This is a genomic window from Sphingomonas sp. CCH21-G11 (assembly GCF_001555965.1).
Classification (GTDB): domain Bacteria; phylum Pseudomonadota; class Alphaproteobacteria; order Sphingomonadales; family Sphingomonadaceae; genus Sphingomonas.
Genome location: NZ_LSHX01000035.1, coordinates 1 through 26,123, shown reverse-complemented (window position 1 = coordinate 26,123; position 26,123 = coordinate 1). Strand labels below are relative to the sequence as shown.

At 67.6% G+C, this 26,123-nt stretch carries 34 protein-coding genes; 10 read left to right on the top strand and 24 right to left on the bottom strand.

Annotated features, from left to right (window positions below; genetic code table 11):
- The 3 genes from AX676_RS10230 to AX676_RS10220 all read left to right on the top strand — a co-directional run bounded on the left by AX676_RS10230 (position 1) and on the right by AX676_RS10220 (position 2,958).
- Entirely contained in the window at positions 1–714 is a 714-nt protein-coding gene (locus tag AX676_RS10230; protein WP_066477492.1) for a GcrA family cell cycle regulator, read from the top strand.
- Between the two features lie 166 nt (positions 715–880).
- Positions 881–1,300: a TadE/TadG family type IV pilus assembly protein gene (locus tag AX676_RS10225; RefSeq protein WP_066477490.1), complete on the top strand. Its 420-nt coding sequence runs from the start codon at positions 881–883 to the stop codon at positions 1,298–1,300.
- The gene (locus tag AX676_RS10220; RefSeq protein ID WP_066477489.1) at positions 1,300–2,958 is read left to right on the top strand and encodes a pilus assembly protein TadG-related protein; all 1,659 of its coding nucleotides are present in this window, start codon (positions 1,300–1,302) and stop codon (positions 2,956–2,958) included. Before AX676_RS10225 ends, AX676_RS10220 begins: the two co-directional genes overlap by 1 nt.
- A gap of 48 nt (positions 2,959–3,006) precedes the next feature.
- Here AX676_RS10220 and AX676_RS10215 read toward each other — a convergent pair whose 3' ends face one another.
- Positions 3,007–3,840 carry an outer membrane protein gene (locus AX676_RS10215; RefSeq protein ID WP_066477487.1) on the bottom strand — a complete coding sequence of 278 codons (834 nt, stop codon included), beginning with the start codon at positions 3,838–3,840 and terminating at the stop codon, positions 3,007–3,009.
- 163 nt (positions 3,841–4,003) lie between these two features.
- Here AX676_RS10215 and parE point away from each other — a divergent pair, with 163 nt between their 5' ends.
- The 3 genes from parE (at position 4,004) to AX676_RS10200 (ending at position 8,420) form a co-directional block, all read left to right on the top strand.
- Positions 4,004–5,980, top strand: a complete 1,977-nt coding sequence (gene parE, locus AX676_RS10210) for a DNA topoisomerase IV subunit B (RefSeq protein WP_066477485.1) — start codon at positions 4,004–4,006, stop codon at positions 5,978–5,980.
- Positions 5,981–6,045: 65 nt separating this feature from the next.
- A complete protein-coding gene (locus tag AX676_RS10205) occupies positions 6,046–7,164 on the top strand; it encodes a WD40/YVTN/BNR-like repeat-containing protein (protein WP_156437651.1) in 1,119 nt (372 codons plus the stop codon).
- A gap of 119 nt (positions 7,165–7,283) precedes the next feature.
- A complete protein-coding gene (locus tag AX676_RS10200) occupies positions 7,284–8,420 on the top strand; it encodes a hypothetical protein (protein ID WP_066477481.1) in 1,137 nt (378 codons plus the stop codon).
- A gap of 6 nt (positions 8,421–8,426) precedes the next feature.
- Here AX676_RS10200 and AX676_RS10195 read toward each other — a convergent pair whose 3' ends face one another.
- The 4 genes from AX676_RS10195 to AX676_RS10180 form a co-directional block, all read right to left on the bottom strand.
- Positions 8,427–8,981 carry a GNAT family N-acetyltransferase gene (locus AX676_RS10195; protein ID WP_066477474.1) on the bottom strand — a complete coding sequence of 185 codons (555 nt, stop codon included), beginning with the start codon at positions 8,979–8,981 and terminating at the stop codon, positions 8,427–8,429.
- A complete protein-coding gene (locus AX676_RS10190; RefSeq protein WP_066477471.1) occupies positions 8,978–9,769 on the bottom strand; it encodes a LysR family transcriptional regulator in 792 nt (263 codons plus the stop codon). The genes AX676_RS10195 and AX676_RS10190 overlap by 4 nt, the downstream gene beginning before the upstream one ends.
- Before the next feature lie 157 nt (positions 9,770–9,926).
- Positions 9,927–10,325 (bottom strand): Co2+/Mg2+ efflux protein ApaG, encoded by a 399-nt coding sequence (apaG, locus tag AX676_RS10185; protein WP_066477469.1) that lies wholly within the window; start codon positions 10,323–10,325, stop codon positions 9,927–9,929.
- 157 nt (positions 10,326–10,482) lie between these two features.
- Entirely contained in the window at positions 10,483–11,688 is a 1,206-nt protein-coding gene (locus AX676_RS10180; protein WP_066477462.1) for a trans-sulfuration enzyme family protein, read from the bottom strand.
- Positions 11,689–11,801: 113 nt separating this feature from the next.
- On the opposite strand from AX676_RS10180, the gene AX676_RS10175 reads away from it, so the two are divergent.
- Complete coding sequence (locus AX676_RS10175) at positions 11,802–13,058, top strand: phospholipid carrier-dependent glycosyltransferase (protein ID WP_066477461.1); 1,257 nt, start codon at positions 11,802–11,804, stop codon at positions 13,056–13,058.
- Between the two features lie 86 nt (positions 13,059–13,144).
- Here the strand turns inward: AX676_RS10175 and AX676_RS10170 are convergent, their stop codons facing one another.
- The 11 genes from AX676_RS10170 to AX676_RS18080 form a co-directional block, all read right to left on the bottom strand.
- Positions 13,145–14,263 carry a glycosyltransferase family 2 protein gene (locus AX676_RS10170; protein WP_066477460.1) on the bottom strand — a complete coding sequence of 373 codons (1,119 nt, stop codon included), beginning with the start codon at positions 14,261–14,263 and terminating at the stop codon, positions 13,145–13,147.
- A gap of 8 nt (positions 14,264–14,271) precedes the next feature.
- Positions 14,272–15,315: a 3-isopropylmalate dehydrogenase gene (leuB, locus tag AX676_RS10165; protein WP_066544258.1), complete on the bottom strand. Its 1,044-nt coding sequence runs from the start codon at positions 15,313–15,315 to the stop codon at positions 14,272–14,274.
- Positions 15,316–15,680: 365 nt separating this feature from the next.
- Complete coding sequence (locus AX676_RS10160) at positions 15,681–15,893, bottom strand: hypothetical protein (protein ID WP_066477447.1); 213 nt, start codon at positions 15,891–15,893, stop codon at positions 15,681–15,683.
- Positions 15,880–16,230, bottom strand: a complete 351-nt coding sequence (locus AX676_RS10155; protein ID WP_066477446.1) for a hypothetical protein — start codon at positions 16,228–16,230, stop codon at positions 15,880–15,882. The genes AX676_RS10160 and AX676_RS10155 overlap by 14 nt, the downstream gene beginning before the upstream one ends.
- A 236-nt stretch (positions 16,231–16,466) precedes the next feature.
- Positions 16,467–16,991 (bottom strand): hypothetical protein, encoded by a 525-nt coding sequence (locus AX676_RS10150; protein WP_066477444.1) that lies wholly within the window; start codon positions 16,989–16,991, stop codon positions 16,467–16,469.
- Positions 16,991–18,790 carry a hypothetical protein gene (locus tag AX676_RS10145; protein WP_066477441.1) on the bottom strand — a complete coding sequence of 600 codons (1,800 nt, stop codon included), beginning with the start codon at positions 18,788–18,790 and terminating at the stop codon, positions 16,991–16,993. Before AX676_RS10145 ends, AX676_RS10150 begins: the two co-directional genes overlap by 1 nt.
- Positions 18,790–19,086, bottom strand: coding sequence for a hypothetical protein (locus AX676_RS10140; RefSeq protein ID WP_066477440.1), 297 nt, complete (start codon positions 19,084–19,086; stop codon positions 18,790–18,792). Before AX676_RS10140 ends, AX676_RS10145 begins: the two co-directional genes overlap by 1 nt.
- Complete coding sequence (locus AX676_RS10135) at positions 19,083–19,631, bottom strand: host-nuclease inhibitor Gam family protein (RefSeq protein ID WP_066477438.1); 549 nt, start codon at positions 19,629–19,631, stop codon at positions 19,083–19,085. Before AX676_RS10135 ends, AX676_RS10140 begins: the two co-directional genes overlap by 4 nt.
- Complete coding sequence (locus AX676_RS10130; protein ID WP_066477436.1) at positions 19,631–20,320, bottom strand: gp53-like domain-containing protein; 690 nt, start codon at positions 20,318–20,320, stop codon at positions 19,631–19,633. Before AX676_RS10130 ends, AX676_RS10135 begins: the two co-directional genes overlap by 1 nt.
- Complete coding sequence (locus AX676_RS10125; protein ID WP_082731397.1) at positions 20,320–20,982, bottom strand: YmfQ family protein; 663 nt, start codon at positions 20,980–20,982, stop codon at positions 20,320–20,322. The genes AX676_RS10130 and AX676_RS10125 overlap by 1 nt, the downstream gene beginning before the upstream one ends.
- Positions 20,979–21,242, bottom strand: coding sequence for a baseplate J/gp47 family protein (locus tag AX676_RS18080; RefSeq protein ID WP_066544255.1), 264 nt, complete (start codon positions 21,240–21,242; stop codon positions 20,979–20,981). The genes AX676_RS10125 and AX676_RS18080 overlap by 4 nt, the downstream gene beginning before the upstream one ends.
- Positions 21,243–21,317: 75 nt before the next feature.
- On the opposite strand from AX676_RS18080, the gene AX676_RS10115 reads away from it, so the two are divergent.
- Positions 21,318–21,536 (top strand): DNA-binding domain-containing protein, encoded by a 219-nt coding sequence (locus AX676_RS10115; protein WP_066544252.1) that lies wholly within the window; start codon positions 21,318–21,320, stop codon positions 21,534–21,536.
- A gap of 168 nt (positions 21,537–21,704) precedes the next feature.
- On the opposite strand, the gene AX676_RS10110 is transcribed toward AX676_RS10115, so the two are convergent.
- Genes AX676_RS10110 through AX676_RS10085 form a run of 8 tightly spaced genes read right to left on the bottom strand, consistent with a single transcriptional unit; the run spans position 21,705 to position 24,736 of the window.
- Positions 21,705–22,016, bottom strand: coding sequence for a hypothetical protein (locus tag AX676_RS10110; RefSeq protein WP_156437648.1), 312 nt, complete (start codon positions 22,014–22,016; stop codon positions 21,705–21,707).
- Positions 22,017–22,069: 53 nt separating this feature from the next.
- On the bottom strand, positions 22,070–22,210 hold the full coding sequence (locus AX676_RS17800) for a hypothetical protein (protein WP_156437647.1): 141 nt from the start codon (positions 22,208–22,210) through the stop codon (positions 22,070–22,072).
- Complete coding sequence (locus AX676_RS10105; protein ID WP_066477425.1) at positions 22,207–22,554, bottom strand: hypothetical protein; 348 nt, start codon at positions 22,552–22,554, stop codon at positions 22,207–22,209. Before AX676_RS10105 ends, AX676_RS17800 begins: the two co-directional genes overlap by 4 nt.
- Positions 22,554–23,081, bottom strand: coding sequence for a LexA family protein (locus AX676_RS10100; RefSeq protein ID WP_066477423.1), 528 nt, complete (start codon positions 23,079–23,081; stop codon positions 22,554–22,556). The genes AX676_RS10105 and AX676_RS10100 overlap by 1 nt, the downstream gene beginning before the upstream one ends.
- Entirely contained in the window at positions 23,078–23,212 is a 135-nt protein-coding gene (locus AX676_RS18460; RefSeq protein WP_269450164.1) for a hypothetical protein, read from the bottom strand. Before AX676_RS18460 ends, AX676_RS10100 begins: the two co-directional genes overlap by 4 nt.
- The gene (locus AX676_RS10095) at positions 23,209–24,102 is read right to left on the bottom strand and encodes a ParB/RepB/Spo0J family partition protein (RefSeq protein ID WP_066477421.1); all 894 of its coding nucleotides are present in this window, start codon (positions 24,100–24,102) and stop codon (positions 23,209–23,211) included. The genes AX676_RS18460 and AX676_RS10095 overlap by 4 nt, the downstream gene beginning before the upstream one ends.
- Positions 24,103–24,116: 14 nt before the next feature.
- Positions 24,117–24,476: a hypothetical protein gene (locus tag AX676_RS10090; protein ID WP_066477418.1), complete on the bottom strand. Its 360-nt coding sequence runs from the start codon at positions 24,474–24,476 to the stop codon at positions 24,117–24,119.
- Positions 24,477–24,478: 2 nt separating this feature from the next.
- A complete protein-coding gene (locus tag AX676_RS10085) occupies positions 24,479–24,736 on the bottom strand; it encodes a helix-turn-helix domain-containing protein (RefSeq protein WP_156437646.1) in 258 nt (85 codons plus the stop codon).
- A 66-nt stretch (positions 24,737–24,802) separates the two neighbouring features.
- Here AX676_RS10085 and AX676_RS10080 point away from each other — a divergent pair, with 66 nt between their 5' ends.
- Both AX676_RS10080 and AX676_RS17795 read left to right on the top strand, forming a co-directional pair.
- Positions 24,803–25,222: a helix-turn-helix domain-containing protein gene (locus tag AX676_RS10080; protein WP_066477412.1), complete on the top strand. Its 420-nt coding sequence runs from the start codon at positions 24,803–24,805 to the stop codon at positions 25,220–25,222.
- A complete protein-coding gene (locus tag AX676_RS17795) occupies positions 25,219–25,689 on the top strand; it encodes a hypothetical protein (RefSeq protein ID WP_156437645.1) in 471 nt (156 codons plus the stop codon). Before AX676_RS10080 ends, AX676_RS17795 begins: the two co-directional genes overlap by 4 nt.
- Positions 25,690–26,123: the final 434 nt, after the last annotated feature.

Below are 26,123 nucleotides of genomic sequence, written 5' to 3'. Positions count from 1 at the left end.
ATGAGCTGGACCGAAGAACGCATCGAAATGCTGGCGAAGATGTGGGCGTCGGGCATGACCGCCAGCCAGATCGCCGAGGAACTGGGCGGCATCAGCCGCAACGCCGTGATCGGCAAGGCGCACCGCCTGGGCCTGAAACCGCGCCCCTCGCCGGTGAAGTCGAACGACACCGATGCCGCGAAGGCGACGGCCGCTCCCGCCGCCCCGGTCGCCGAAGCACCGGTCGAGGCCAAGGTTGCCGCGCCCGTGGCATCGCCGCCCCCTGCAGCGCCGAAGCCCGAGCCGACGCCGCCTGCGCCCCCCGCCGCCGTCGCCGCCGAACCGCCGGCGCGCGAGGATGCAGCGGCCGCCCCCGAGCCGGTCGCGCGCGCTGATACGCCGACGCTGCGCTCGGTCGGCCCTGGCGGCTTCCTGCGCCAGAACCCGGGCGAGCAGAGCGCACCGATCCAGCCCGCGCCGCCCCGCCGGCTGGTGCCCGCCAAGCCCAGCGAGGCGATCGCGGGCAAGACGACGCTGCTCGATCTCAACGACCGCATCTGCAAATGGCCGCTGGGCCACCCCGGCGAGCCCGATTTCCACTTCTGTGGGGAAAAGGTGAACCCCGGCTTCCCCTATTGCGTGGACCATTGCGGGCATGCCTATCAGGCGCAACTGCCGCGCCGCGATCGCCGCCCGCCGCCGCCGCTGCCCTATGGCGGGCCGCGCGTCCGCTGATCGGATCACGCGAATTGCGTGAATGAAACGTCCGGCCGTGCGCAATCGCGCTTGACGGCCGGACGCCGGCGGCGAATTCGCGTCCCCGGCATCGCGTAAACTGCGCGGATGCGCCGACCGCGCGTCGCGATCGGGCGCTAAGGCCATTGCGGCTAGACCCCGGGGCATGGTTCAGCTCACCCCCAGGCTCCTGATCGACCGCCGCGGCACCGCGCTGATCGAATTTGCGCTGCTCGCGCCCATCCTGATCGCGCTGCTGATCGGCATGGCCGCCTATGGCCATTATTTCCTGATCGCGCACAGCGCCCAGCAACTTGCCAACGACGCCGCGCGCGCCAGCATCGCCGGCCTGTCCGCCGAGGAACGCGAGGACATCGCGCGGCTGAGCGTCCAGCGCGGCGCGGGGACCGTCGCCGGGATCGATCCCGCCCACATCCTCGCCAGCGTGGAGGAGGATGGCGGCGCGATCACGGTCGAGGTTTCAGTGGACGCGCGCACCGCGCCGCTGATGAACATTCCGCTGGTGCCCATGCCCAGCCCGGTGATCCGCAAGCGCGGCATCGCGCATCCCGGCGGGGTGCTGTGATGCGCGTGCCGGTCCTGCGCGACCTGGCGCGCGATCGGCGCGGCGGTGCCGCCGTGCTGGTCGCCGGCGCGATGCCGATGCTGATTGCGGGCGCGGCGCTGGCGGTCGATATCGGCGCGGTGCAGCTCGACACCCGCAGGCTCCAGGGGATTGCCGATAGCGCCGCGCTCGCTGCCGCCCGGCACCCCGAACGCGCCGAAGCGGCGGTCGCGGCGGTGATTGCACAAGCCGGCTGGCGCGGACAGATCACGCCGCGCATCGTACGGGGCGATTATCGCGCCGACCCCGCCGTGCCGCCCGACCTGCGTTTCAGCGCCGCTGCCACGGGCGGGGGCAACGCCTTTGCCGTGACGCTGGCCGCCACCTCACCCACTTATTTCGCCCGCGTCTTCGGCCAGGACCAGGTCGCGATCGCGCGGCGTGCGACCGCGGCGCGTCAGGACAGCGCAGCCTTCTCGATCGGGACGCGCCTCGCCGCGCTAGAGGGCGGGATCGTCAATGCGCTGCTGTCGGGGCTGCTCGGGACCAGTGTCGGGCTGTCGGTCGCCGACTATCAGGCGCTGGTCGCCGCCGATGTCGACCTGCTCACCTATCTCGACGCGGTGGCGACGCGCGCCCGCATCGACGCAGCCAGCTATGACGAGATTCTGGCGCGCGACGTCAGCGGCCCCACCGCGATCGAGGCGCTGGCCGACACCGTCGACGACGCCACGGCCAAGGCGGCGCTGCGGGCGATGGCGGCGGGTGCGCGTGGCGATGCCATCGCCCTGGACGCGCTGATCGACCTTGGCCCGGCCGGCGCACGCGATACCGGCCCGGCGGGGATGGCACGCGTCGACGCGCTGTCGATGCTGCGCGCGATCGCGGAAATGAGCAATGGCCGGCGGCAGGTCGAGGCCGACCTGCCCGCCACGGTGCCCGGGGTCGCGAGCACGCGGGTCACGCTCGCGATCGGCGAACGCCCCGCGCAATCGCCCTTTGTCGCGGTCAGCGCCGACGGCACGCCCATCCTGCGCACCGCGCAGGTCCGCATGCTGATCGCATCGCGGTTGACCGGCGCGGCACTGCCGGGACTGGGCGGCAACCTGACCGTCAACGTGCCGATCTTCGTCGAGCTGGCAGCCGGGGAGGCGCGGCTGGCGGCGATCGACTGCGATGCGTCGGCTGGCCCCCGCGTCACGCTGGACGCACGCCCGGGGCTGGGCCGCGTCGCGATTGCCCAGCCGGACATGACGCGCTTTGCCGACTTTACCCAGCCGCTGCCGCTCGCATCCGCGCGCCTGGTCAACGTCGCCGGACTGGTGCGCGTCAACGGCGCCGCGCTGGTCGACCTGGGCGCCGCGGAACCGTGGCAGGCGGCGATCTTCGCGGGCGACGAAATCGGCGATGGCACGATCAAGCGCGTGTCGAGCGGCCATGCGGTCGAGGGCGTGGCGTCCAGCCTGATCGGGACGGTCAAGATCGACGTCGAGCTGCTCGGGCTGCTGCCGGTGCCGGCGACACCGATCGTTCAGGCGCTGGGGGGCGTGCTGGCGACGGTGGCGCCGGCATTGGACGGGCTCGTCGACACGCTCACCGGGCTGATCGGCGTGCGCTACGGCCAGGCCGACCTGCAGGCCACCGGCGTGCGGTGCGGCCAGCCCTTTCTGGTCGCCTGATCTGCCGGGGCGGGGAAAGCGCCTGCGCCCCCCGCCCCGGCCGCACGATCAGAAGCGGAACGCCGCGGTCGCGCGGATGCTGTGCCAGCGGAAATTGTCGCTGCTGCGCCGCATGTCCGACCCGCCGGCATTGCCGAGCAGGAACGGGTTGGTCGCGGGTGCCGTGCCCGGATTGACGTTCACGACATAGTCGTCCTCGTTCAGGTCGGTGTAGAGATATTCGAGGCCCACCGAGAAGTTGCGGCCCAGCTTCTGCTCGATGCCGCCGCCGGCGGTGTAGCCCCAGCTGTTCGACTTGCCATTGTCCGAAAAGGCATTGGCGGTGTTGGTGCTGGTAAAGCTGTTGTCGATGCGGCCATAGGTCGGGCCGAACGTGCCGTAGAACAGCGTGGTGTTGGCCGCATAGCCCGCGCGCGCACGAATGCTGGCATTCCAGTCGAGTTCGCGCGTGAACACGTAATTGGCGGGCGTGGTGCTGAATGCCGACACGCTGTCGCGCACTTCCGACTTGCCGAACTCACCGACGAAACCGAGCACGATGTTGCCGAACTGGGTGTCGGCACCGGCGCGGACATAATATTCGATGCCGTCATCGTCGTTGGTGCAATTGCCGGGCAGCGCGGAGGTCGCGCGGCCGTTGCAGAAGCCGGGCGAGAAGGCGTTGGCGCCCGCGACGGTCGTGATCGTGTCGTTGAAATTGCCGTCGCGATTGCGGTCGAACACCACGCTTTCGCCGACATCGTTGCCCTGGATCGAATAACCGAACGATCCGCCGACATACACGCCCTCATAGGGCTCTTCCTCGCCGCCGCTGGTATCCTGGGCATAGGCCGGGGCCGTGAGCGCGAACAGCGCGGCAGTCGCGAGAAGCAAATTACGCATTTGGGTACTCCAGAGGTTGAACTCAGGCAGCAGATACGAACGGGGCCGGGGTTCGGCTGCACGGCTCGTCCGATTTGCGCCAGCATCTGTTGCAATGCAGCAACAGGGGTTGTCAGCCGCGCCAGGCCATTGCGGGCGCACGCGCAGTCGATATAGCCGGCATATGGCCGATGATCTGTTCGCAACCTCCACCCCCGCCGGCACCAGCTATGACGCCAGCTCGATCGAGGTTCTCGAGGGGCTGGAGCCCGTTCGGCGGCGACCGGGCATGTATATCGGCGGCACCGACGAACGCGCGCTCCACCACCTCGCCGCCGAAGTGCTCGACAATGCGATGGACGAGGCCGTCGCCGGCCATGCGACACGGATCGAAGTCGCGCTCGACGCCGGCAACCGCCTGACCATCGTCGACAATGGCCGCGGCATCCCAATTGATCCGCATCCGCGCTTTCCCGACAAATCGGCGCTGGAGGTGATCCTGTCGACGCTCCATTCGGGCGGCAAGTTCTCGGGCAAGGCCTATGCGACTTCCGGCGGCCTGCACGGCGTCGGCATCAGCGTGGTCAACGCGCTGTCGATGGATACGGTGGTCGAGGTCGCGCGCGACCGCCAGCTCTATCGCCAGCGGTTCGCGCGCGGCGTCACGCTGGGGCCGATCGAGCATCTGGGCGGCACCCCCAACCGGCGCGGCACCTCGGTCGCCTTCACCCCCGACCCCGAGATTTTCGGCGAGATGCAGTTCAAGCCGCAGCGGCTCTACCGGCTCGCACGATCGAAGGCCTATCTGTTCGCCGGCGTCGAAATCCGCTGGCGCTGCCACCCGTCGCTGGTCGGCGACGACACGCCTGCGGAGGCGGTGTTCCAGTTCCCCGGCGGGCTGGCCGATCATCTGAGGGAACAGGTGGGACCACGCGAATGCGCCACCGCCGATTTCTTCACCGGGTCACAGGATTTTCCCGACAGCCAGGGCCGCGTCGAATGGGCGGTCGCCTGGCCGCTGTGGAGCGACGGATCGTACAGCTGGTATTGCAACACCATCCCCACCCCCGACGGCGGCACGCACGAGGCCGGGCTGCGCGCCGCCCTGGTCAAGGGCATCCGCGCGTTCGGCGAGCTGGTCGGCCAGAAAAAGGCGAAGGACATCACCGCCGACGACGTGATGACGGGCTCCGAACTGATGCTGAGCGTCTTCATCCGCGATCCCCAGTTCCAGAGCCAGACCAAGGATCGCCTGACGAGTCCGGAGGCCGCCGCATTGGTCGAGCGCGCGGTGCGCGACCATTTCGACCATTTCCTCGCCGACCGCATGGATCGGGGCAAGGCGCTGCTCGCCTATGTCATCGACCGCATGGACGAACGCCTGGCGCGCAAGGCGGAGCGCGAGGTCAAGCGCAAGACCGCGACCAGCGCGCGCAAGCTGCGCCTGCCCGGCAAGCTGACCGACTGTTCCGCCGACAGTCCCGAGGGTACCGAGCTGTTCATCGTCGAGGGCGACAGCGCCGGCGGCTCCGCCAAGCAGGCGCGCGACCGCAAGACCCAGGCCATCCTGCCGATCCGCGGCAAGATCCTCAACGTCGCGTCCGCCACCTCCGCCAAGATCCTGGCGAACCAGGAGATTGCCGATCTGGTCCAGGCGCTGGGCTGCGGCACGCGCAAGGACTGCGATCCCGCCAATCTGCGTTATGACCGCGTCATCATCATGACCGACGCCGATGTCGACGGCGCGCATATCGCGACGCTGCTCATGACCTTCTTCTTCCAGGAAATGCCGGAGATCGTCCGCCAGGGGCACCTCTATCTCGCCCAGCCGCCGCTCTATCGCCTGACCGCCGGCACCCGCTCGCTCTACGCCCGCGACGACGCGCACCGCGCCGAGCTGGAAGCGACCGAGTTCAAGGGCAAGAAGGTCGAAGTCGCCCGCTTCAAGGGGCTCGGCGAGATGAACCCGATCCAGTTGCGCGAAACCACGATGGACCCGAAGACCCGCGGCCTGATCCGCATCACGCTGCCCCAGGAATATGAGGCGCGCGCGGGCGTCAAGGACCTGGTCGACCGGCTGATGGGCACCAACCCCGCCCACCGCTTCGCCTTCATCCAGGAAAACGCCGCGCGCATCGACGAGGAAGAGATCGACGCCTGATGACGGGGGTTCTTGACGATCCGTGCGGCCGGCGCGATCGTTCCGTAGTCGCTACAAACAGGGGGATGTCCATGCGTCTGGTGTCGATCGGGTTGTTGTGTCTGGCCACGCCCCTGGCCCTGTCGGCCGCGCCGGACCCCATGCCTGCCGCCCCGCTATCCGCCTGGGAAACGCTGCCGACCGAGTCCTTTCCGGGCAAGCGCGACGACATCAGCTTCGTCGATGCGACGCATGGCTGGTACGGCACCGGCAAGGGCGACCTGTATCGTACCACCGATGGCGGCAAAAGCTGGACCAAGGTGGCGAGCAAGCCCGGCACCTTCATCCGCGCGCTCGGCTTTGTCGATCGCACCACCGGCTTCATCGGCAATATCGGCACCGACTATTATCCCGGCGTCACCGACACGACGCCGCTCTATCGCACCGATGACGGCGGCGCAACCTGGACGCCGGTCGATCTGGGCGGCCGCACGATCGCCGGGGTCTGCGCGATCGACGTGCTCAAGACCCAGCGCATCTATCAGGGCAAGCTGGAGCCGCGCGTCGTCATCCATGCCGCCGGCCGGGTCGGCGGGCCGACCGGCATCCTGCGCTCGACCGATGGCGGCAAGAGCTGGTCGGTCATCGACATGGCCGAACATGCCGGCATGATCCTCGACATCAAATTCTTCGACGAGCGCACCGGGCTGGTCTTTGCCTCGACCGGCACCGATCCGAAAACGACCGAGGGTCTGATCCTGCGCACGACGGACGGCGGCAAGAGCTGGACGCGCGTGTACACCTCCGGCCGCGGCGCGGAGCTGATCTGGAAGGCGAGCTTCCCGACCGCGACCACCGGCTATGCGACGGTCCAATCCTATGACCCCGCACGCGCGCAGCAGCTGATCGTCAAGACCAGCGACGGCGGCAAGAGCTGGACCGAGCTGCCGATGGTCGAAAATGCCGCCGCGCGCCAGTTCGGCATCGGTTTCGTCGACGCCGACCACGGCTTCGTCGGCACCATGGCGGGCGGCTTCGAAACCCGCGATGGCGGCAGGACCTTCGCCCCCGCCCCGGTCGCGCGCGCCGCCAACAAGTTCCGCGTGGTGCAGGATGGCAAGCGTGCGCACGTCTTCGCGATCGGCACCGAAGTGCAGAGGCTGACGGTCGATCCAGCGCCGCAGGTCACGGCAAGAACACGATAAGTTCAGTGCGTTGCGCCGTCATCGCGGCGCGCGCCGTTCGGCTGGGGTTCAGCTTCGCGGCATCATCTTCCGGTCATTGAGCGTGTCGTTCGCGACGATCCCGCGCGCAGGAGGGAAGAATGCCGGTCTGGCCGATGCTGCTGCTGACGCTGACGCCGCAGGATGCGGCCCCGGCACCTGCGACCGACGGCCGCGACATCGTCGTCGTCGGCACGAAGGTCACCGACCTTGAACGCGCACTCGCCGAATGCATCGCGCGCAACTGCCCGCCGAACGCGGAAATCGACGCGGCGATCGCATTGGCGGAGGCGCGGTTTCTGGCGGGGGCCTATCGCGATGCGCGCGACGGCATCGACGACAGCCTGAAACGCAACCGCCAGCATCGCGGCGCATATCCCGAACCGGTCGCCGACCTGTATCTCGTGCTCTCGCGAATCCATTCGCATCTGGGTGCGCCGCGCCAGGGCATCTTCAATTCGCGCGAGCGTCAGGCGGTGCTGGAATCGGCGTTCGGCGCGAACGATCCGCGCGTCATCGACGCGCTGATCGAACGCGCCGACGTGCTGCTGCGCGAACGCGAATTCGACTATGCCCGCGATCTTTACCGCGAGGCCGCGAGGCGCAGCGACACCCCCGCCCTGTTCGACCGGTACGCGCTGGCCCGGCTTCGCCTGGCACGCATCGAGCTCGGCGCCGGAGCCGCACCGGAACCCGCGCAGGTCCGTCGCGCCGAAGCACTGCTAGCGCCGATCCTGGCCAATGCCGCGCCCGGACACGCCGACGTCCGCCTTGCCGCGCGTGGCCTGCTCGCGCGTGCCGCCGTCGCGCGCGGCGACGGCGATGCGGTCGAGCAGGCGATCGCTGCCGGCGGCGTCGATGCGTCGCGCAGCGCGCAGCCGGTATTGATCACAGCGCCCCCGGTCGACTTCCCCGAACGCGGCAAGGGGTCCTATTCGGCCGCCGCACGGCGCTATTGGGAGGACCAGTGGGTCGATATCGGCTTTCGCATCGCCCGCGACGGCAGCGTCGGCGAGGTCGAGCAATTGCGCGCCAGCGAAAAGCTGGCCGGCGACTGGGCGCTGTCGCTCATCGCCTCGATCCGAGAGCGTCGCTACGCGCCGCTTGCTGACGACGTCAAATCCTATCGGATCGAACGCTATACGCTGACATCGCCTTATCATAAAGACCGGGGAGTGCCGATCCAGCAACGCCGCGGCTATCCGGTTCTGGAGCGCCTCGACCTGACTCCGCCCTGACGCCACCTACCCCAGTGACATCGACCGGCCCGGCTGCCACTCCTCGCGCAACAGGCCCCAGATCAGGCTGTCGCGCACTCCGATATGCGTTTCCCATTCGCCGCGCAGCCGCCCCTCGAGCGTGAAGCCCAGTTGCTCGAGCAGCCGGCAGGATCCGGCGTTCTCGGGATCGGTGTCGGCAAAGACGCGGCGATGTTCCTCCACGTCGAACAAATGGTCGATGACCACGCGCACGGCCTCGCGCGCGATGCCGCGTCCCCAATGCTCACGCGCCAGGATATAGCCGATCTCGGCAACCCCGCCCTGCCGGCGCTCGCCCACCGATACCCAGCCGATGGCGAAGTCGAACGGCTTGAGCGTGATCGCCCACCACCGCCAGCCATGCGCGGGCCGCGCCGGATCGATATAGGCGCGCGTCTCGGCGACCGAAGTGGTGGGTGCGCGCGACCAATAGCGCATCGCCTGCGCATCGCTGAGCACGGGGTGCAGCGCGGTCGCGTCGTCCGCGGTGATCGGGCGCAGGCGCAGGCGCTTGGTCTCGAACACCGGCGTATCGGTCACTGCGCCAGCCGATCGACCAGCGCCTTGACCTTGGCCTGGCGCCATTGCGGCAGGGGCGCGACCAGCCAGTAGCCGCGCGCGAACGGCTTGGGGGTGCCGATCATCGCCACGCGCCCAGCGGCGAGATCCGCCCGTGCGAGCAACTCGGGCACGGTCGCGCGGCCCAGCCCGGCCGCTGCCGCCTCGATCGCCAGCCCCGCATCGCCGACCCGCACCAGCGACACCGCGTCTTCCGACAGGCATCCCGGCCACGAAATCCGGGTATCGGCCCCGCCGCCCGGCCGTTCGACGGTTACCATCCCGTCGGACTCGAGCGCCTCGCCCTCATGCTCGCCCGGTCCCTCGCCCCAGCGGATCGCCAGGTCGATATTGGCTTCGGTGAATTCGACGGGTTCGTCGGCGGCGATCAGCTGAAAGCGGATGTCGCCGTCGCTCGCGGCGATCTCGGCCAGGCGTGGCATCAGCCATTTCTGGGTCAGGTCGCGCGGGGCGGCGATGGTCAGCGATTTGGACGATTGCCCCGCCTGCATCGCCCGCACCGCTTCCTCGAACTGGATGAAGCCCGAACGCAGCGCATTCAGGCCCGCCTCGCCCTCCGGCGTCAGTTCCAGCCCCTTGGCGGTGCGGCGGAACAGCACGACGCCCAGCGTGTCCTCCAGCGCGCGCACCTGCTGGCCGACCGCGGCCGGCGTCACCGCCAGCTCATCGGCGGCGCGGGTGAACGACAGATGCCGGGCGGCCGCATCGAGCACGCGCAGGCCGTTCAGGGGCAAGTGCGTGCGCTTCATGGGTTCGCCCCCCGATTGCACATGGGAACAGCGTCGTCCCGGCGGAGGCCGGGACTTTGGGCAAACCTGGGCGCTCCATTTGCCAGAGGTCCCGGCCTCCGCCGGGACGACGTGTGGTTTGGCCGGCTTTGAACAGGAACGACGCCCACCTCGCCCCTCATCCCGCCACCGTCGGCGCGATCAGCGCGAATTTGGGGATGGCGACGTCAAAGGTCGACCCGTCCTCGGCGAGCATGTGATAGCTGCCCTGCATCGACCCCGAAGGCGTCGACAGCGGGCATCCCGAGACATAGTCGAAGCTGCCGCCCGGCGCGATCAGCGGCTGCTCGCCGACGACGCCCTCACCCTCGACCGTGTGGCGCGCACCGCGTCCGTCGGTGATCGTCCAATGGCGGGTGAGCAGCTGAACGGCGAGCGCGCCGTCATTCTCGATGCGGATATGATAGGCCCAGAACCAGCGGCCGCGATCGGGCTCCGACTGTTCGGGCAGGAAACTGACCGCGACGCGAACGATGATCCCGCGTGTTTCCGCGACGTCGCCGAACAGCGCCTTCATTGTGGCGCCCTGCGGGGTAAAACGGCACCGTTCGTATCGAGCGAAGTCGAGATACGCTTCTCGACTTCCGCCACTGGCGGAAGTTTATCCTGAGCGCCCGCCCTTCGGGCAGTCGAAGGGCTCGAAGCGAACGGATCAAAGAGACAAGTTAGCGAATTCACAGCCCCACCGCCTTCAGCGCGCGGTCGAGGTCGTCGATCAGGTCGGCGGGGTCCTCCAGCCCGACATTCAGGCGCAGCAGCCCCTCGCCGATGCCCATCTCCAGCCGCTTCTCCTCCGCCACGCTCGAATGCGTGGTCGACGCGGGATGCGTCATCAGCGAGCGCGAATCGCCGATATTGTTGGAAATATCGATCAGCTCGAGCGCGTCGAGCAGGCCGTGCGCCTGCGCGCGTCCCTCGACCTCGAAGGCAAAGATGCACCCCGCCATATCCATCTGGCGCATCGCCAGATTGTGCTGCGGGTGGCTGGACAGGCCGGGATGCAGGATGCGCGGCACGCGGCCTTCCAGGAAACGCCCCACGGCGAGCGCATTTTCCGACTGGCGGCGGATGCGCAGGTCCAGCGTTTCCAGCCCCTTCAGGACCACCCAGGCATTGAACGCGCTGAGCGTCGGCCCGGTGTTGCGGGTAAAGGGCAGCAGCGTGTCGGTGATGAAATCTTCGCTGCCGCACACCGCGCCCGCGAGCACGCGGCCCTGCCCGTCCATCATCTTGGTCGCCGAATAGGCGACGACATCCGCGCCGAATTCCATCGGCCGCTGCAATGCCGGCGTGGCAAAGGCATTGTCGACGACGCTCACGATGCCGCGCTCGCGCGCGATGCCGCACACCGCCGCCAGGTCGACGATGTCCATCGTCGGATTGGCGGGGGTTTCGAAGAAGAAAACCCTGGTTTCCGGCCGGACGGCGTCGGCGAACTGCTGGGGATCGCGCGCATCGACGATCGTGGTCGCGATGCCGAATTTGGGCAGCAGCGTATCGGTCAGCCAGCGGCAGGACCCGAACAGCGCGCGGCCCGCGACGACATGGTCGCCCTGCTGAAGCTGGCACAGCAGCGCCGCGGTCATCGCCGCCATGCCGCTCGCCGTCGCGCGGCACGCCTCCGCTCCCTCGATCAGCGCGATGCGCTGTTCGAGCATTTCGACCGTCGGATTCTGCAGCCGCGAATAGGTCATGCCCGCCTGGTCGCCGGCAAAGCGCGCCGCCGCGTCGCCCGCGCAGTCATAGGCATAGCCGGAGGTCAGGAACAGCGCCTCCGACGTCTCCCCATATTCGCTGCGCGCGGTACCACCGCGCACCGCCCGGGTCGCGGGACGCCAGTGGCGCGTGATCGCGCGATCTTGGCCGGTGTTGCGCTTCATGCGCCCTGCTTTGCCGGGGCAAAGCGGCGGACGCAAGCATCGCTGCGGCCGCCGACGCAATTCGGGACAAGCGCGCTGGCTCCCGGCGCGTCGGGGCGCTAGAGCCCGCCGCCATGATCGCCCGCCTGCGTGACCATCCGATGCTGACCGCGCTGTTGCTCGCACTTGCGGCGCAACTGCTGTTCACCATCCATCTCGGCCAGCCGGCGCGCCTGGTCTTCGACGAAAGCCATTATGTCGCCGCCGCCCGCGTGCTGCTCGCGCTCGAACAGCCGTGGAACACCGAACACCCCTTGCTCGGCAAGGCGCTGATCGCGCTCGGCATCGCCGGGTTCGGCGACAATCCGGTGGGCTGGCGCGCGGCATCGACGCTGGCGGGGACGCTCAGCGTGCTGGCGATCTACGCGCTGCTCTGGCTGACCTACCGCCGGGTGCGCACCGCCGCGCTCGGCGCCTTGCTGGCGATGCTCAACCAGCTGCTGTTCGTGCATGCGCGCACCGGCATGCTCGAGGCGTTTCTCGGCGCGTTCGTCATGCTCGCCGCCGCGGCGCTGCTGTGGGCGTTGCAGGCGCGCCGGCCCCGGGTGGCTGCCATCCGCCTCGGCGTTGCGGCGATCCTCTGTGGCCTCGCGGTCGCGGTCAAATGGGCGGCGATCCCCTATGTGGCGATGGCCTGCGCCGTGCTGGTCGCATGCGCGGTGCAGGACCGCACCCTGCGCACGCGCCGGCCGGGCGCGCGTTTCGGGGGCATGCCGCTGACCGCGTCGCTCGCGCTGCTCGGCGGGGTCAGCATCGCCACCTATCTCCTGACCTTCGCGCCGGCGTTCTTCTATGCGCGCGATCCGCTGACGCTTGCCCGGCTGATCCCGTTCCAGCTCGACATGTACCGCCAGCAGACGCAAATCCTCGCCCCGCACACCTATCAGTCGCGCTGGTGGCAATGGCCGCTCATGCTGCGCCCGATCTGGTATTTCTACGAACCCGATATCGACGGCGTGCAGCGCGGCGTGCTGCTGGTCGGCAATCCCGCGATCATGTGGGGCGGGCTGATCGCGGTCGCGGCGGGGCTGTGGGCGGGCGCGCGCGAACGCTGGCTGTCATTGGCTTGGATCGCATCGCTCGCGATATGGATCGTCATCCCCAAGTCGCTGGGATTTTATTATTACTACCACCTGTCCGCGCTGATCCTGTGCGCGGTGCTGGCGGGCGTGTTCCACCGCTTCGCACGGGGGCGGCGGCGCGAGATCGATTTCCTGTTCGTCGCGTTGAGCGCGGTGCTGTTCGCGTGGTTCTACCCGATCCTGTCGGGGGCCGCGCTGCCCGACGCGCGCGGGTTCGAGAAGTGGATGTGGTTCGACAGCTGGCGGTGAGCTGGCGCGCGAACAGAGACATCCTTGCAAAACCGGGCTCGTTACGCTTCGTCACCCCGGGCTTGAACCGGGGTCCCGCTTCCCCCTCACACACTCCGCCGCCGGCCATAGCGGCCCCAGGTGAAGCGCGACGACACCGCGAAATTCCACACCGCCGCCACCGCGATCCCCGCCAGCGCCGACAGCGCCCAATTGCCCTGCCGCGCGGTATAGAGAAACTCCGCCACGCCGACATTGGCCACCGCCCCCACCGCGCACACCGTGCAGAAGGACAGCCAGCCGCCGATCAGCGCCCGCGCCCCGCGCAGCCTTTTGTCGCGATAGGTCAGCGCGTTGTTGAGCAGGAAATTGAACGTCATCGCGGTCAGCGTCGCGGCAATCTGCGCGGTCAGAAAGCGCGCGTCGCTCACCGCCAGCAGCAGCGACAGGACGCCCAGATGCACCGCCGCGCCCATCGCGCCGACGCTGGCGAACATCGCAAAGCGCACCGGCACCAGCCAGCCGAGCAACCGGTCATAGAGCGCGATCAGATATTCGAGCGCGACGACATGGTCGAGCTTGCTCTCGCCCTCGACGCGCGCGCGAAAGACATAGGGCAGCTCGACAAATCTCAGCGGCCGCGCTGCCGAGGTCAGGATGTCGAGCAGGATCTTGAAGCCGATGCCCGACAGGCGCGGCACCAGCGCGCGCACAACGGCGCTGCGGATCATGAAGAACCCGCTCATCGGATCGGTCAGCTCGGCCTTCAGCACCGCGCGCGCCAGCCGCGTCGCCAGCCGCGACTTGGCGATGCGGTCGCGATCCCAGTCGCCGGTGCCCCCACCGGGCATGAAGCGCGATCCGATCACCAGATCTAGCGCCGGATCGGCGTTCAGCAGGTCGCGCATCCGGGGCAGCAACGCCTCGTCATGCTGAAGGTCGCCGTCGATCACCGCCACCAGCGGCGCGGCCGTCGCGCACATCCCCTCGATGCACGCGGTCGCCAGCCCGCGCCGACCGATCCGCTGGATCACCCGCACGCGCGGATCGACCCGCGCCAGCTCGCGCGCCGCGCCCGCCGTGCCGTCGGGGCTGTCGTCATCGACGAAGATCGCTTCCCACCCGTCCGGCCCCAGCACGGCGGCCAACCGGTCGACCATCCGCGCGACATTGCCGCGTTCGTTGAACACGGGCACGACGACGGCCAGGGTCAGGGGCGCGCCCACCCCCGTCGTCACAATGCCGCGATGATCCGGTCGGCCATCGCCCCGGTCGACAGCGTGCCGCCCAGGTCGCCGGTCCGCGCACCGCCGGCCACCGCCGCCGCCACCGCCGCCTCGATCCGGTCCGCCGCCGCGGCCTCGCCCAGCGAATGGCGCAGCAGCATCGCCGCCGACAGGATCGCCGCGCACGGGTTGGCCTTGCCCTGGCCCGCAATGTCGGGGGCGGAGCCGTGGATCGGCTCGTACAGCCCCTTGCCCGCCGCATCGAGCGAGGCCGATGGCAGCATCCCGATCGAGCCCACGCACATGCTCGCCTGATCCGACAGGATGTCGCCGAACAGATTGCCGGTCAGAATGACGTCGAACTGGCCGGGATTGCGCACCAGCTGCATCGCGGCATTGTCGACATACATGTGGGTCAGCTCGACTTGACGGTATTCGGCCGCGACCTCGATCACGACGTCGCGCCACAATTGGCTGGTTTCCAGCACATTGGCCTTGTCGACCGAGCACAACCGCCGCTGACGCCCCATCGCGGCCCGAAACCCGACATGCGCGATGCGCCGCACCTCGTCCTCGGCATAGCGCATCACGTCATAACCCTCGCGGCGGCCATCGGGCGTGGTGCGCATCCCCTTCTCGCCGAAATAGACGTCGCCGTTCAGCTCGCGCACGATCAGCAGGTCGATGGCACGCGCGACTTCGGGGCGCAGCGCGGAGGCCTCCTCCAGCCCCGGCATCAACCGCGCGGGGCGCAGATTGGCGAACAGCCCCAATTCGGCGCGCAGGCCCAATATCGCCTGTTCGGGGCGCAACCGCCGCTCGACCGTGTCGAAACGCGGATCGCCGACCGCACCGAACAGGATCGCGTCGGCCCGCCGGGCCAGGTCGAGCGTCGCCGGCGGCAGCGGATGCCCGTTCGCCGCATAGGCCGCCCCGCCAACCGGCGCTTCCTCGAACGCCAGGCCAAGCCCCAGCGCGTCGAGCACCCGCACGGCGGCCGCCGTCACTTCCGGCCCGATGCCGTCCCCTGCGAGTACCGCGATCAATGCCATGCCTGCTTTCCCCACTCCCCGCGCGCATGCCCAAGAGGAAGGCAAGCACTTCGAACGCCATTGCGCGCACTTACCCCTGAATCCGTCGCCCCGGGCTTGACCCGGGGCCCCGCTATGTCGCGCGGCCTAAGAGGCAGCGGGACCCCGGGTCAAGCCCGGGGTGACGAGACGCTAGGCGGGGATCGTACACGAAAGCCCCTCCCCTTCAGGGGAGGGGTTGGGGTGGGGCCTCGCCACCTCACCCCGCCTGTAGCGTGACAAGAGTTTCGAGAGAATTTTGACAGACCAGTTAGAGCACTTTGTTTTTGATCATCGGGCAAAAAAGAACCCCCTCACGCGGTCGTAAGGGGGCTCTTAGAGGGGGTTCAGGAAGCTGGGTAGTGCTCGGCGACGTCCGACGCCTGATCAGCGATGAGGCCGAGGACGGCGGATAGACCGATCCCGTCGAGCTGGAGCGTACCGTCATGCGCCTTTGCGGCCAGATCGGTGAGGAAGTTGAGCGACTGTGCGACGCGGAGCACCTTCTTCCCAAGCTCGTCGGTCGCGGCGACCGTCAGCGGAATGTCATGCTTGGGCATGGTGAATCTCCATCATCCGTTCAGCGACCCAGCGCCGAAAGCCATCCGCGTTGGGCACCCGCGCCGACATGCCGATGAGAAGCAGCGCTGTTTTCGAGAACACGCGCAACGGCCGACCCGTCTCGACCCCATTATGCACCACCCTAAGCAGCTTAGTTTCTGCGCCCAAGACGGCATCGATATCGCCCCAATGGGCGACGACCGATTTGTTGCGCCGCGCAGAGTTCACCTGCCCGAGGGCCTCGACGATTTCGCGATTGTTGAGCCATTCGGCTCCGTTCAGGAACAGCGCGATCAGCGGGTTCTGATCGTGCGGTGGCCATGATGTGTCTTCCATGCTGTTCACCCTTTCTAGAGGCATCACCAGGCGCAGGCCGCCTGGAGCCGGGAGCTAGAAACGTGAAACAGACACGCGCGCTTATTCCCCGGCGAACCGGGTCTTTTATTCACGCACTCCCGACACAGGGTCGGTCGACGGGTTGCTGCATGGATCATGTATGTCGGCACACCATCCGCTGTTTAGGGTTTCTAGCCCTGCAAGACTTATGCTCGAAAAACGCGTGCATTGCAATATCAGCGGTAGCGCCGCTTGAACCTGGTCAGGATCGGCATGAACAGGCGCGCAGCCCGGCGCGCGATGCCGGCGCGGGCGCTAAGGCTGGCGCCGATCCGCTCGTCCGACCAGTCCTTGAACACCCCGCCATAATTGGTCGGCCGGGCCAGCGCGACGACCTCCCACTTTCGCACCTCGGCGGCCGGCGTGCCGTAGAGCAGCTCGGCCGCCTGGGCCTCGACCTCGTGGCCGAGCAGCTCGAGCTGGCGACGCAGGGGCGGCAGGCGCTGTATCACGAATGCCGGCGGCAGGATCAGCGCAGGCGCGATGAAGTGAACGTGACGCCAGGCGAGCCAGGCGACCGCGATCGCCGGCAGATAGAGCAGCAGCCATTTCGCGGTGAACTCGGCCAGCTCCTGGGCGAGCACGGCGGCGTTGGATGTCGGGTTGCCATACATGATGATGATTGGCGCGCGCGACTGGCCATTGCTCGAGTTCGGCCGGTCGAAGACGAGAATCGGCGGGATCAGCCAAAAGAGCGCCATCAGACACCCACCACAACCGACGCCCGCAGCGCGACGCGCGGGGTGGCACCCACCTGCGGAGCCGCCCCTGCCGGGAACGTCGCCGGAAACGCGAAGGCATTCCAGGCCGCCTGATCGGCCACGTTGTTGGCAACGGTCACACCAGTAACAGCGCTGCCGGATGCATTGAGCGCATCGGTCGTCGTGGTGCCCACGAACGTGTTGCTGGTGTTGGCGGCGCTGCCGGCGATCGCGGTGACAGTCGGATAGACGCCGGGGCTGAAGGCCTGGCTGGCGAACCAATAGACGCCCGGCATGATCACGCCTGCCCCGGTCATCGTCCGCTCGCCGGTCGCCGCCGCGGCCATCTTCGTCCCGGTCGCCGCCGCCACCAGCGCCCCGGGCTGGATCGGGTTGCCGGTGTGGTGATACAGCGCCGCCGTGATTTCCGCCCCGGTGCCGCCCGCGCCCGTCACGCGCATGACGAACTGGTCGAACGTGACCGGCTCATGGATTTCGACCCGATGCGCATACATCGTGTTCGCCAGCATAAGCAGCGTGCCGTTCGCCTCGTTGTCGCCAGTGATCATCTGACCGACGCGGAATGCCTTGCGCCGCTCGACACCGTCGATTTCCTTGGTCACCCGCTGGTCGTTCGTCGTGACCGCGCTGATATAGGAGAGCCCCGTGCTGGAGATGACGCGGCCGAGCCGGAACTCGCCGCGCGTCACGGCCGCGCTGGACCGGGCAAGCCCCAGCGTCACGCCGGCATCAATGACCCCGGTATTTGGCGCGCCGGACGCGGTGCGAAGCTCCAGCATCCCCAAATCGACACTGGCGCCTGTTCCGAACAGCGATGCCAGATAGGCGTTCGTCACGCCGTTGGCCGTGGTCAGGAAGATGTCGTGGACATCGGTCGTGCGCGCCTTGATCACCGACCGGGTGTTGGCCAGCATAAGCGAGCGGTTGTTGCCGACGAACTCGATGCCCTCGAAGTGGAGCTGGTCCACAGTCAATTGGCCGTCCGACAGGTAGATCGCGCCGTCGCGAGACAGGCCGTCCGCGCTCACCACCGCGCCATAGCGCATGTGCTCGACGTTGAGGCAGCCGACCGACAGCCGCATCTGGCCAAGGACGATCGGCACGTTCATGTCGGTCCGCTGCCCCAGGCCCTGCCCACGCACCTTCAGCGCGCCGATGAAGCTGGCCGTCGAGCCCCCGCCGCGCGACCGAAGATCGACGCCGCGATAGGTCGCATAGTTGACGTCGATCGAGCCGAACGTCGTGTCGAACATCTGGTTGGCTGTGCCGTCCGCATTGGCGTCGGCAATGCAGACGCCGTAAGCCGACCGGAACGTGCGGATCTGGTCGATCGTGCAGCGAACCGCGTCCCAAAGCTCAAACGCAATAGCGCCGCCGGTGCCGTCGCGCACGATCGACGCGCCTGTGTTGCCCTGGACCTGGTCGTGCCATAGGTTCAGCGTGCCCGTAATCGACGACAGGTCGCCGCCGAACTGTACGATCTGGACGTCGTTGGAGAACTGGCGGATGCGGGCGTTGCTGCCACAGTAGATCATCGTGCCAGCGCCGCGCAGGTCGAGCGGCCCGCCGCCGATCTCGTATTGCCCGTCGAGCAGCAGCCCGAGGCCCAGGCCGCGCGCCTCGACGTGCGCCTCCATGATCTTCTCGCGATTTTTGGTGCGCTGTGCATTGCTAACGTCCGAGCCCGACACTGCGCCGAAGGGCTTGGCCGAGAGCGACGGCGCCCCAGCTGCACGGCGACGGGCCAGCGTGTCGGCGCCACTGTTCGGGTAGGCCATTATGCCGCGCTCCCCATGATGTAGTTCGCGCCCGCGGGCAGCTCGTACCAATTCTCGGTCCCCGCCAGCAACTTCATCGGCGACGTCGCCGGATCGAGCGCGACGGCCGAGGGCCGCACGTCGAACCAGACGTCCTCATCGGTCAGCACGCGGATCTCGCACGGGCCGACGATCACCGCGCTGGCGACGCCCAGGGCGAGGCGCTGGCCGGCGGGCGGCACCGCCATCACCGGCACCGCCGCCTTGGCGATACCGGCCCGCGCGAGTGCGTGCGCGTGGATCGTGTAGTTGATCATTCGGGTTCTCCGATGCTTTCGGTGCCGGCGATCGGCCGCACCGCGATGAAGAATTCGTCGGCCTGGCCGACCGCAAAGCCGAGGCGCGCCAGCTCGCCCTCGGGCTCGGCCTGGATGCCCTTCAGGATCTCCGCACGGTCGAGTTCGAGCTTGGTGCGCAGATAGGCCGAGGCGCGGCCGAACTGCTCGGCGACCGCGTCGATCGCCGCCTTCACGGTCAGCCCCTTGCGCAGCACGACCGCCGGCGGCGACAGGCGCTCGCCGATCTGGGCGCCGGCAAGCTCGATCGATCGGCGATCGCCGGCGACGTCCGCCCTCGCGGTTGGCCACCAGCTGCGGAGCTGGTCGAAGATGGCGCGGGCCTCCTCCTGGAGCGGCGCGAGCTTCAGATCGAGCTCCTCTTTGATCCCGGCGATCATCGCCTCGCCGATCGCGTCCAGGTGCTCAATCTCGTGATTGACCGCGACATAACGCGCCGCCAGCTCGGTCGCCTCGGCTAGCGTCGCCGGTGCCTGGCGCGCGGGCGCTTTCCGCCGCGCCGCCATCAGAAGCCCACCGCGAAGATGCCGACGCCGCTGGCGCTCGGGACGCCGCTGTCGTCGCGATTGACGAGCACCGTCGCCCCGTTCGGTGCCCAGCTGACGATCTGGGCAAAGATGTCGACCTGCACATTGGCCGATGCGTTGAGGATGAACGGGACCGCCATGAAGCACGCGGCGGGGAACTCGATCGGAAAGGCGATAAAGACCGGCCCCTCATTGTAGCTGCCGACAAGGCTTCGCCATTGGAAGATCGGACCGCCGGGCACGCGGTAATAGCCGTTGGCTACCAGGCCCGCGTCGGCGGCGGCGCGCAGCGCGGCCGGGGTGATGGCGACATTGTCGGCCTCACCTTCGGCGACTTGCGCCGCAGTCGCGGCCGTGACGGTCAAGGTGCGGTTGGCGCTCAAGTCGCCGCCGCCGGTCACGAGCCCACCTCCCACCACCTGGCGCGCGGTCGGGACCGATCCGCCGCCGGTGCCGACCATGCCCGCGACGATCGCCTTGACCGCGTCGGCGACGTCCTCCTTGCGACCCTTGGTTGGCGCGATCTCGGCTTCCTCGAGCAGGAAAAGCAGGTTGTCCTGGACGTCGTTGGGCCAGGCCGCGCCCAGCTTCGTGGCGCGCTGGCCGATCGCCGGGTTGCCTTCGGTGAACCGGCCCTCGATGCTGCCGGGCGTGTCGATCGCGTGCACTAGTCTTCTCCGCTGGTGATCAGGGTTTCGGTGAGGAAGTCGAACCACCACAGCGGGGCAGGCTCGACGATATAGGCGAACAGCACGATGGTATGGGCGGGCTTCGCGCGCTCGATCAGACATTCGAGGTTGAGCGCACCAAAGCCGACCAGGCGCTCCTCGACCGTCGATTCAGTAGTGAGCTCCGAGAAGACGCTGCGGAACTGCTCGCTGTCGAGATAGATGTTGACCCGCCAGACGTGGCGCCAGTCGTCGCCGTTCACGTCCTGGTCGACGCGATCGTCGACGTCGAACGATGACAGCTCCTCGATCTCGGCGTCATAGCCCAGGCGCTCGGCGATCGCGGTGAAATAGGGGATGCTCTGGCCGCCCAGCTCGGCGATCTTATTGGCAATCGCGACCTGGCGCTCGCGGATCGTGTCGGGCACGCCGCTGCAAGTGTCCGGCAGCCCGGCGACACGCTCCCAATCGGTCAGCAGCTCGACGGTGGTGCGCGGGTCCGCTTCCTCGACCAGCGCGGCGGCACGACCGTCGATCCGCGCGAACTCTTCGGCCACGCCGAGGAGCAACCCGCCCAGCGTCGTGTCGGGCTCGCGCGGCCAGGCGCGGCCGAGCGGCAGCAGCTGGGCGAGCTGGTCGCGATAGGCGGCGGCGTCCATCATTGCCACAGCACCTCGTCCAGCATCGGAAAGAAGCCGGGATCGGCGACGATATTGGCGGCCGGCGAATAGAGGACATGGTCGAACTCGCCCGCTGCCTGGCTGATCGCCTCGCGGATCCGCGACAGGTAAAGCGTGCCGCCCGGCTGGGCCTCGCGGAAGAACAGGTCGGCCAGCTCGGCGACGATCGCGGCGCGCACCTCCGGCTCGTCCGGGGTCAGACCGATCAACAGCGTTACCGGCAGCGGCGTCGGGGCGAACATACCCGGTCGTCGGCAATCGCGCTGGTCGCGGCGCGCTGGCAGGTCGGGCAGTCGACGATCTGGAACTGGCTGCAGATGATCGAGGGCGTCGCGCCCGCCGACCGGCTGCCGTTCCTGGCCCCCAAGCGCGCCGGCGGCGGTGCCGAGGCCGAAGTCCATCCGCAGGTGTGGCAGGTGTTCCTGTCCGACTATCTGCGCCCGGAAAAGCCGGCGCTGACCGCGTGCTACCGGCGCGCGTGCGAGGTCGCCCAGTCGATGGGCGTGGCCGGTCGCCAGCGCGATAGGGCGGCTTGATCTTGCCGTAGGTGCAGCCTTTGGTGAAAAGCCAACTGCCGTCCTTGTCCACGCCGGAAAGGCGGGTGCCATTGACCATATCTGGCCGAATGATTCGGCGCGTCTGCGTCTTGCGGCCGGCGAGCAGCGCAAGGACCATCGGCGCGGAGAAGATGATCGGGCGGTCTGTCATGCGTTCAGCTCGTCGGCCCAGCCATCGTCCAACACGGCGTCAACCAGGTCGCTGTCGGCGACGGTTTCGACGATCATGATGGCGAGGCGGTGGACGCTCACCCGGCGGCGAGAAGCCGCGCTGCGGAGCCGCTGCTGGACGTCGAGTGGCAGAACGATGCCGTTGCCAGTGCCGGCAAACCGTTCCGAGCGACCGCGCGCGAGGTCACGCCGCTTGCGACCGGCGCTGATCGCGAGCGCGCTCACCGTCTTTGGCTCAATGCCAATGCGGCGGGCGATCTCGCGATCGGACTGACCGAGATCGCGCAACGCCAGCACTGCATCGGTGCGACTGGGATAGCCCAGACAGGGCTTAGAACTGCTCACGGTCGTGGCTCCTTCGGCGGAATCGTGGCGATCAGCGCGGCGAGGACATCGACCTGCAGCGGGTCGAGGTTGCGCGGGCGGCGCAGGCTCGGCGGTGCCTTGCGCGGCGGGCCATACGTGACGGTCAACCGGATCATCGCTGGAACCACTTCAGGCCGTCGTCGCTATCGTCGACCGGCACGAACCGGGGTGCGGCGTGGCGGCTGTCGCCGGTGAGCGCGGACGCGCGCACCGCGTCGACGATCACTTGCTGATAACGATGGAATTGAAAGCCGCCGCCGGTGCCGATGGCCACTTGATCGGGCGAAGTCCCGCAAAGCCCGGTCGCCTTGCGCTTGGACGCGAGCCGCGCCTCGATCGCCGCCCAGCGATCCTTCGCCATGCGGTCGCGCGCTTCCTCCATGCTGACGCCGTCGGCCATCGCCCGCTCAAAGGTCAGGCGACGCTCGCGCAGCCGCTCGGCTTCGGTCTGGCGCGCCATCACCGGCCTCGCTCGTCGAACGGGTGGGAATATTTGGACGCATCGACCAGGTCGCGCGCCTCGCCGACAAGCTGCTGATAGGCCGCGCGATCGCGCCGGCTGTGCGCCCGGTGGATGCCCTCGCGCAGATGCGCGGGCAGGTCGAACCAATGCGCGCGGCAGAACAACTGGCCCCGCGAAACCTCGCGATGGCAGCTACTGGCCGCGCAGGTGCGCGTGCGCGGCCCCAGCCCGACGCCGCGACCATCGTCCAGCGCCGCCAGCGTAAAGCCCCGCCGCGCCAGCTCGGCCTCCATCGCCTCGCTCGTTACGCCGCGCAGGTCGATGGTGTCAGGCAGCTCGATTGCTCGATGCCGCGCGCGCGTCTTCAACAGTCGCCCGTCGGCCACCAGCGCGTCGACAAGCCCCTTCGCTCCGGGCGTGGACACGCCGATCGCCTCGCCGATCTCGCGCAACGTCGGCGCTTCGCCGAACCGCCCGATATGGTCGCGCACGAACGTCAGCACAGCGGCCTGGCGCGGGCTCATGCGATGCACCACACAATTGCGATGGCGATCACCAGCCAGAGCACTGTGGCGAAGCCGAGACCGATCATGCATCCGGCAGCAAAGTCGAGCTTATCGCGGACCGGCGGGATCGGATTGTGTCCAGACATCATTCGGTCACTCCCTCGATGGAGAAGCCAGCCGGCAGCATCCCGGCAAGTTGAGCCAGCGCGCCCTTTTTCTCGGCGAGCGACATGCGCCCGAAGGTCCCGAGGAAGGTGGTGAGGCGCTTGGTTTCTGGATCGGCGGCGCTCAAATTGTCCCGCGTCAGCGCGATCGCTGCGGCCACCGACTTGACCGGGCCGACGCCCGACGGGTGCGTCCGCCAAACGAGATATTCGACGACTTCGCGCTGTTGCTCCGGCTCCAGCTTGGCGAGCGCGCGCAGCTGGGTCGCATTGGTGGCGACCGGGTGCCGCTCGCGTCGCAGCTGGTCGATCAGTGACGGTGCGATCCGGCGATAGATCAGCAGGTCGTTGCGAACCGTGCGGCTTGTCAGCCCCAGCTGCGCGCCGATTTCTTCCGACCATCCATAGACGTTGGAAATCGTTTCCAACGTCTCCACTGCCTCGGCCTGCAGTGCCTGTTTCCATTTCGACGGGACCGACTTCGAACGATGATCGGCCTTTGCGATCCCGGCCCGCTGGCGGTACAGCAGCGCAAGCTCCGCGATGAATGCGGCGCGGTCGATCGGCTCCAGGTCGCGCCGCCACAAATTCTCGCTGACCTCGCGCATCCGGCGCTCGGCGCGATCGGCGCCGACCACGATCGCCTTCAGATACGCGATGCCCGCCGACCGCGCGCCGACCAGGCGGTGCGCGCCGGTCACGATCGTCCAGTTGGACTGACCCGGCAGCCGGCAGATTTCGACCGGCGTTTGCTGGCCCTGACGCGCCATGATCTGGCCCAGCGCGCGCGCCCAGTCCGCATCGACCGGCCGCAGCCGCTCGCCGAGCTCGATCTGATCGACCCGGACCGACACTAGCGCGTCGATCTCATTCATCTCGGGCTCAGCTGTCATTGCGCGGCCCGCACTTCATCAAGCGCCTTCCAGAAGCGCCCTAAACTGGACTTGCTCGGCGCCCGCCTTTCCCCAAACTCTTCTTTTAACAGCGCTACGGCCCGCGTGATCGTCATCTGACGATGGTGCGCGATGACCGCCTGTCTAACGGGCAAATCATGCCACCAAGAAGGTCTCGACTGCCGACGGCGGCGCCCATCTAAGTGCTCAAGTGCGAGGATGCCTGGCATGTAAGCGACAGCGCGGGCGAAGGGCTCGCCCTGATCCACCTGCGCCTGCAAATTAATCAACTTTTCAATTTGACCGATGCGGCGTTCCAAGTCGGCCCACCGGGTCAATTCGCGGTCGTCACGCATGTCTATTTGACCTCCGCGTTTAGACGGTGCGCAGCGGCATCTACGGCGCTATCAACCGGCGTTATGGATTCGACGTTGCCCAACTCCTCTTGGAGCACCCGCTCGATTGCGACCTGCGTCCGCTTGCTCGGGCGTCCGCGCAGCACCTCGGAAACCGACAGTTTTGAAAGGTTTTCCGCGCGCTCAAAGGCAGCGACGGAACGGTATCGCTTTCGCAGGACCGCCTTCACGTCCTCTTTATGCAATCGCTGCAGGAGCATCCCAATATCCCGATACATATGGACCGATATTACGGGCATATACCAAGATTTAGGTCATAACAAGCCGTGATCGGCGTGGACGCTCAACTGCGCCGGTTTGGCGAACGCCTCCGTGAGGTCCGGGTGCAAAAAGCCTTGAATCAGGCTGATTTCGCGGAGCTTGGCGGTGTAAAGAAGAATAGCCAGGTGTCGTACGAGGGCGGAAAATTAGCCCCGACGGTGGAGTATCTGTATCGGCTTGCAGACCATGATATCGATATCTGCTATCTGGTCACCGGCCAGAGGATTGACGGCGGTGGTGGCGCCGCTGATGCCGTCCTTCTGACCGCGTTCAACAAGCTAAGCCAGCGCGAGCGCGAGGCGATTGTATCAGCCACAACTATCCTGGCGGGGCAGGTGGCGCCCGTCGAGGACATGGCAAGAGGCCAGCTTGTGAGGCCGGTGGTGCATTCTAAGGTCGCGTCGTATCGGGGAGAACATGAATGAGCCGAACTATCCTAGTCGGCCTGATCGGGTTGGTCATCTCGGGATGTGAGGATAAGGCTGAGCAGGACGCTGCCCGTGCTGAAGCTGCGGCAAAGCAGAAAGCGGAACGTCAGCAGGCCGACGCGGCAAAGCTTGAATTCGAACGTCGCGAAGCCGAAAAACGACGGCAGGGGTTCCACTGCCTAAGCAGTTGGGATGGCAGCAATCGTAGTCTAGTCGACCAGGTTAAAGAGGGGCTTCGCGACCCGAACAGCTTTGAGCATGATGAGACCAGGATCGCCCCGGTCACCGCAACCGGAAATCACCCGATCGCCATGAAGTATCGTGCGCGAAACGGTTTTGGAGGCATGAACGTCGAGGAGGTTGTCGGTGCGGTCGATCCGACAGACTGTAGCGCGACAATCATCACGACGATGGATGAATTCGCCGAGCTTCTGGGCAGCCAAGCTGGCCCAGCCACTCCGTGACTTGGGTCCCACTTAGGACTGGTCGCAATCGTCCTTTGGCCGCAGATCAGGCCGATAAACGCCCATAAATCGGGGGTTTCCGCTAAGTGGGACCTTTCGAGCGGCGCTTTTCCGCTAAGGTCCCACTTTCCGCAGCTCGATTGACCGCGCCTCGCCCTCGCCAACCATCGGCTGTGCCCACAAAATTGCCGATTAAGCGGGCCTAAGAGCCTTTTCAGAAGCCGACGAGGTTGAAGGCGGCGACTCCCGCGTATCTTGTCACACGATGTCTAAAGGGCACCCGACTCTTGACACAGCCCCGCCGCCGGCCCGCTGGCAGCATGAGCCCCCAACGGCTCCGTTTTCGGCGCTTATCCCAGTTAATTCCCGGCTGTGTAAGGAAATCCCGCCGACTCCAGCATCATGTGTCAACTAACACCGCCGCCCGCTTGATC

What these genes read in the sequence shown, in the direction of transcription:
- AX676_RS17800 (WP_156437647.1), bottom strand. Translation starts at nt 22,210, where the DNA reads ATGATCCGGTTGACCGTCACGTATGGCCCGCCGCGCAAGGCACCGCCG.
- AX676_RS10220 (WP_066477489.1), top strand. Translation starts at nt 1,300, where the DNA reads ATGCGCGTGCCGGTCCTGCGCGACCTGGCGCGCGATCGGCGCGGCGGT.
- AX676_RS10205 (WP_156437651.1), top strand. Translation starts at nt 6,046, where the DNA reads ATGTCCATGCGTCTGGTGTCGATCGGGTTGTTGTGTCTGGCCACGCCC.
- AX676_RS10180 (WP_066477462.1), bottom strand. Translation starts at nt 11,688, where the DNA reads ATGAAGCGCAACACCGGCCAAGATCGCGCGATCACGCGCCACTGGCGT.
- apaG (WP_066477469.1), bottom strand. Translation starts at nt 10,325, where the DNA reads ATGAAGGCGCTGTTCGGCGACGTCGCGGAAACACGCGGGATCATCGTT.
- AX676_RS10125 (WP_082731397.1), bottom strand. Translation starts at nt 20,982, where the DNA reads ATGATGGACGCCGCCGCCTATCGCGACCAGCTCGCCCAGCTGCTGCCG.
- AX676_RS10160 (WP_066477447.1), bottom strand. Translation starts at nt 15,893, where the DNA reads ATGCCCAAGCATGACATTCCGCTGACGGTCGCCGCGACCGACGAGCTT.
- AX676_RS10105 (WP_066477425.1), bottom strand. Translation starts at nt 22,554, where the DNA reads ATGGCGCGCCAGACCGAAGCCGAGCGGCTGCGCGAGCGTCGCCTGACC.
- parE (WP_066477485.1), top strand. Translation starts at nt 4,004, where the DNA reads ATGGCCGATGATCTGTTCGCAACCTCCACCCCCGCCGGCACCAGCTAT.
- AX676_RS10200 (WP_066477481.1), top strand. Translation starts at nt 7,284, where the DNA reads ATGCCGGTCTGGCCGATGCTGCTGCTGACGCTGACGCCGCAGGATGCG.
- AX676_RS10190 (WP_066477471.1), bottom strand. Translation starts at nt 9,769, where the DNA reads ATGAAGCGCACGCACTTGCCCCTGAACGGCCTGCGCGTGCTCGATGCG.
- AX676_RS10135 (WP_066477438.1), bottom strand. Translation starts at nt 19,631, where the DNA reads ATGGCGGCGCGGCGGAAAGCGCCCGCGCGCCAGGCACCGGCGACGCTA.
- AX676_RS10215 (WP_066477487.1), bottom strand. Translation starts at nt 3,840, where the DNA reads ATGCGTAATTTGCTTCTCGCGACTGCCGCGCTGTTCGCGCTCACGGCC.
- AX676_RS10090 (WP_066477418.1), bottom strand. Translation starts at nt 24,476, where the DNA reads ATGCGTGACGACCGCGAATTGACCCGGTGGGCCGACTTGGAACGCCGC.
- AX676_RS10155 (WP_066477446.1), bottom strand. Translation starts at nt 16,230, where the DNA reads ATGGAAGACACATCATGGCCACCGCACGATCAGAACCCGCTGATCGCG.
- AX676_RS18460 (WP_269450164.1), bottom strand. Translation starts at nt 23,212, where the DNA reads ATGATGTCTGGACACAATCCGATCCCGCCGGTCCGCGATAAGCTCGAC.
- AX676_RS10095 (WP_066477421.1), bottom strand. Translation starts at nt 24,102, where the DNA reads ATGAATGAGATCGACGCGCTAGTGTCGGTCCGGGTCGATCAGATCGAG.
- AX676_RS10175 (WP_066477461.1), top strand. Translation starts at nt 11,802, where the DNA reads ATGATCGCCCGCCTGCGTGACCATCCGATGCTGACCGCGCTGTTGCTC.
- AX676_RS17795 (WP_156437645.1), top strand. Translation starts at nt 25,219, where the DNA reads ATGAGCCGAACTATCCTAGTCGGCCTGATCGGGTTGGTCATCTCGGGA.
- AX676_RS10225 (WP_066477490.1), top strand. Translation starts at nt 881, where the DNA reads ATGGTTCAGCTCACCCCCAGGCTCCTGATCGACCGCCGCGGCACCGCG.
- AX676_RS10145 (WP_066477441.1), bottom strand. Translation starts at nt 18,790, where the DNA reads ATGGCCTACCCGAACAGTGGCGCCGACACGCTGGCCCGTCGCCGTGCA.
- AX676_RS10085 (WP_156437646.1), bottom strand. Translation starts at nt 24,736, where the DNA reads ATGCTCCTGCAGCGATTGCATAAAGAGGACGTGAAGGCGGTCCTGCGA.
- AX676_RS10115 (WP_066544252.1), top strand. Translation starts at nt 21,318, where the DNA reads ATGATCGAGGGCGTCGCGCCCGCCGACCGGCTGCCGTTCCTGGCCCCC.
- leuB (WP_066544258.1), bottom strand. Translation starts at nt 15,315, where the DNA reads ATGGCATTGATCGCGGTACTCGCAGGGGACGGCATCGGGCCGGAAGTG.
- AX676_RS18080 (WP_066544255.1), bottom strand. Translation starts at nt 21,242, where the DNA reads ATGTTCGCCCCGACGCCGCTGCCGGTAACGCTGTTGATCGGTCTGACC.
- AX676_RS10230 (WP_066477492.1), top strand. Translation starts at nt 1, where the DNA reads ATGAGCTGGACCGAAGAACGCATCGAAATGCTGGCGAAGATGTGGGCG.
- AX676_RS10100 (WP_066477423.1), bottom strand. Translation starts at nt 23,081, where the DNA reads ATGAGCCCGCGCCAGGCCGCTGTGCTGACGTTCGTGCGCGACCATATC.
- AX676_RS10140 (WP_066477440.1), bottom strand. Translation starts at nt 19,086, where the DNA reads ATGATCAACTACACGATCCACGCGCACGCACTCGCGCGGGCCGGTATC.
- AX676_RS10150 (WP_066477444.1), bottom strand. Translation starts at nt 16,991, where the DNA reads ATGGCGCTCTTTTGGCTGATCCCGCCGATTCTCGTCTTCGACCGGCCG.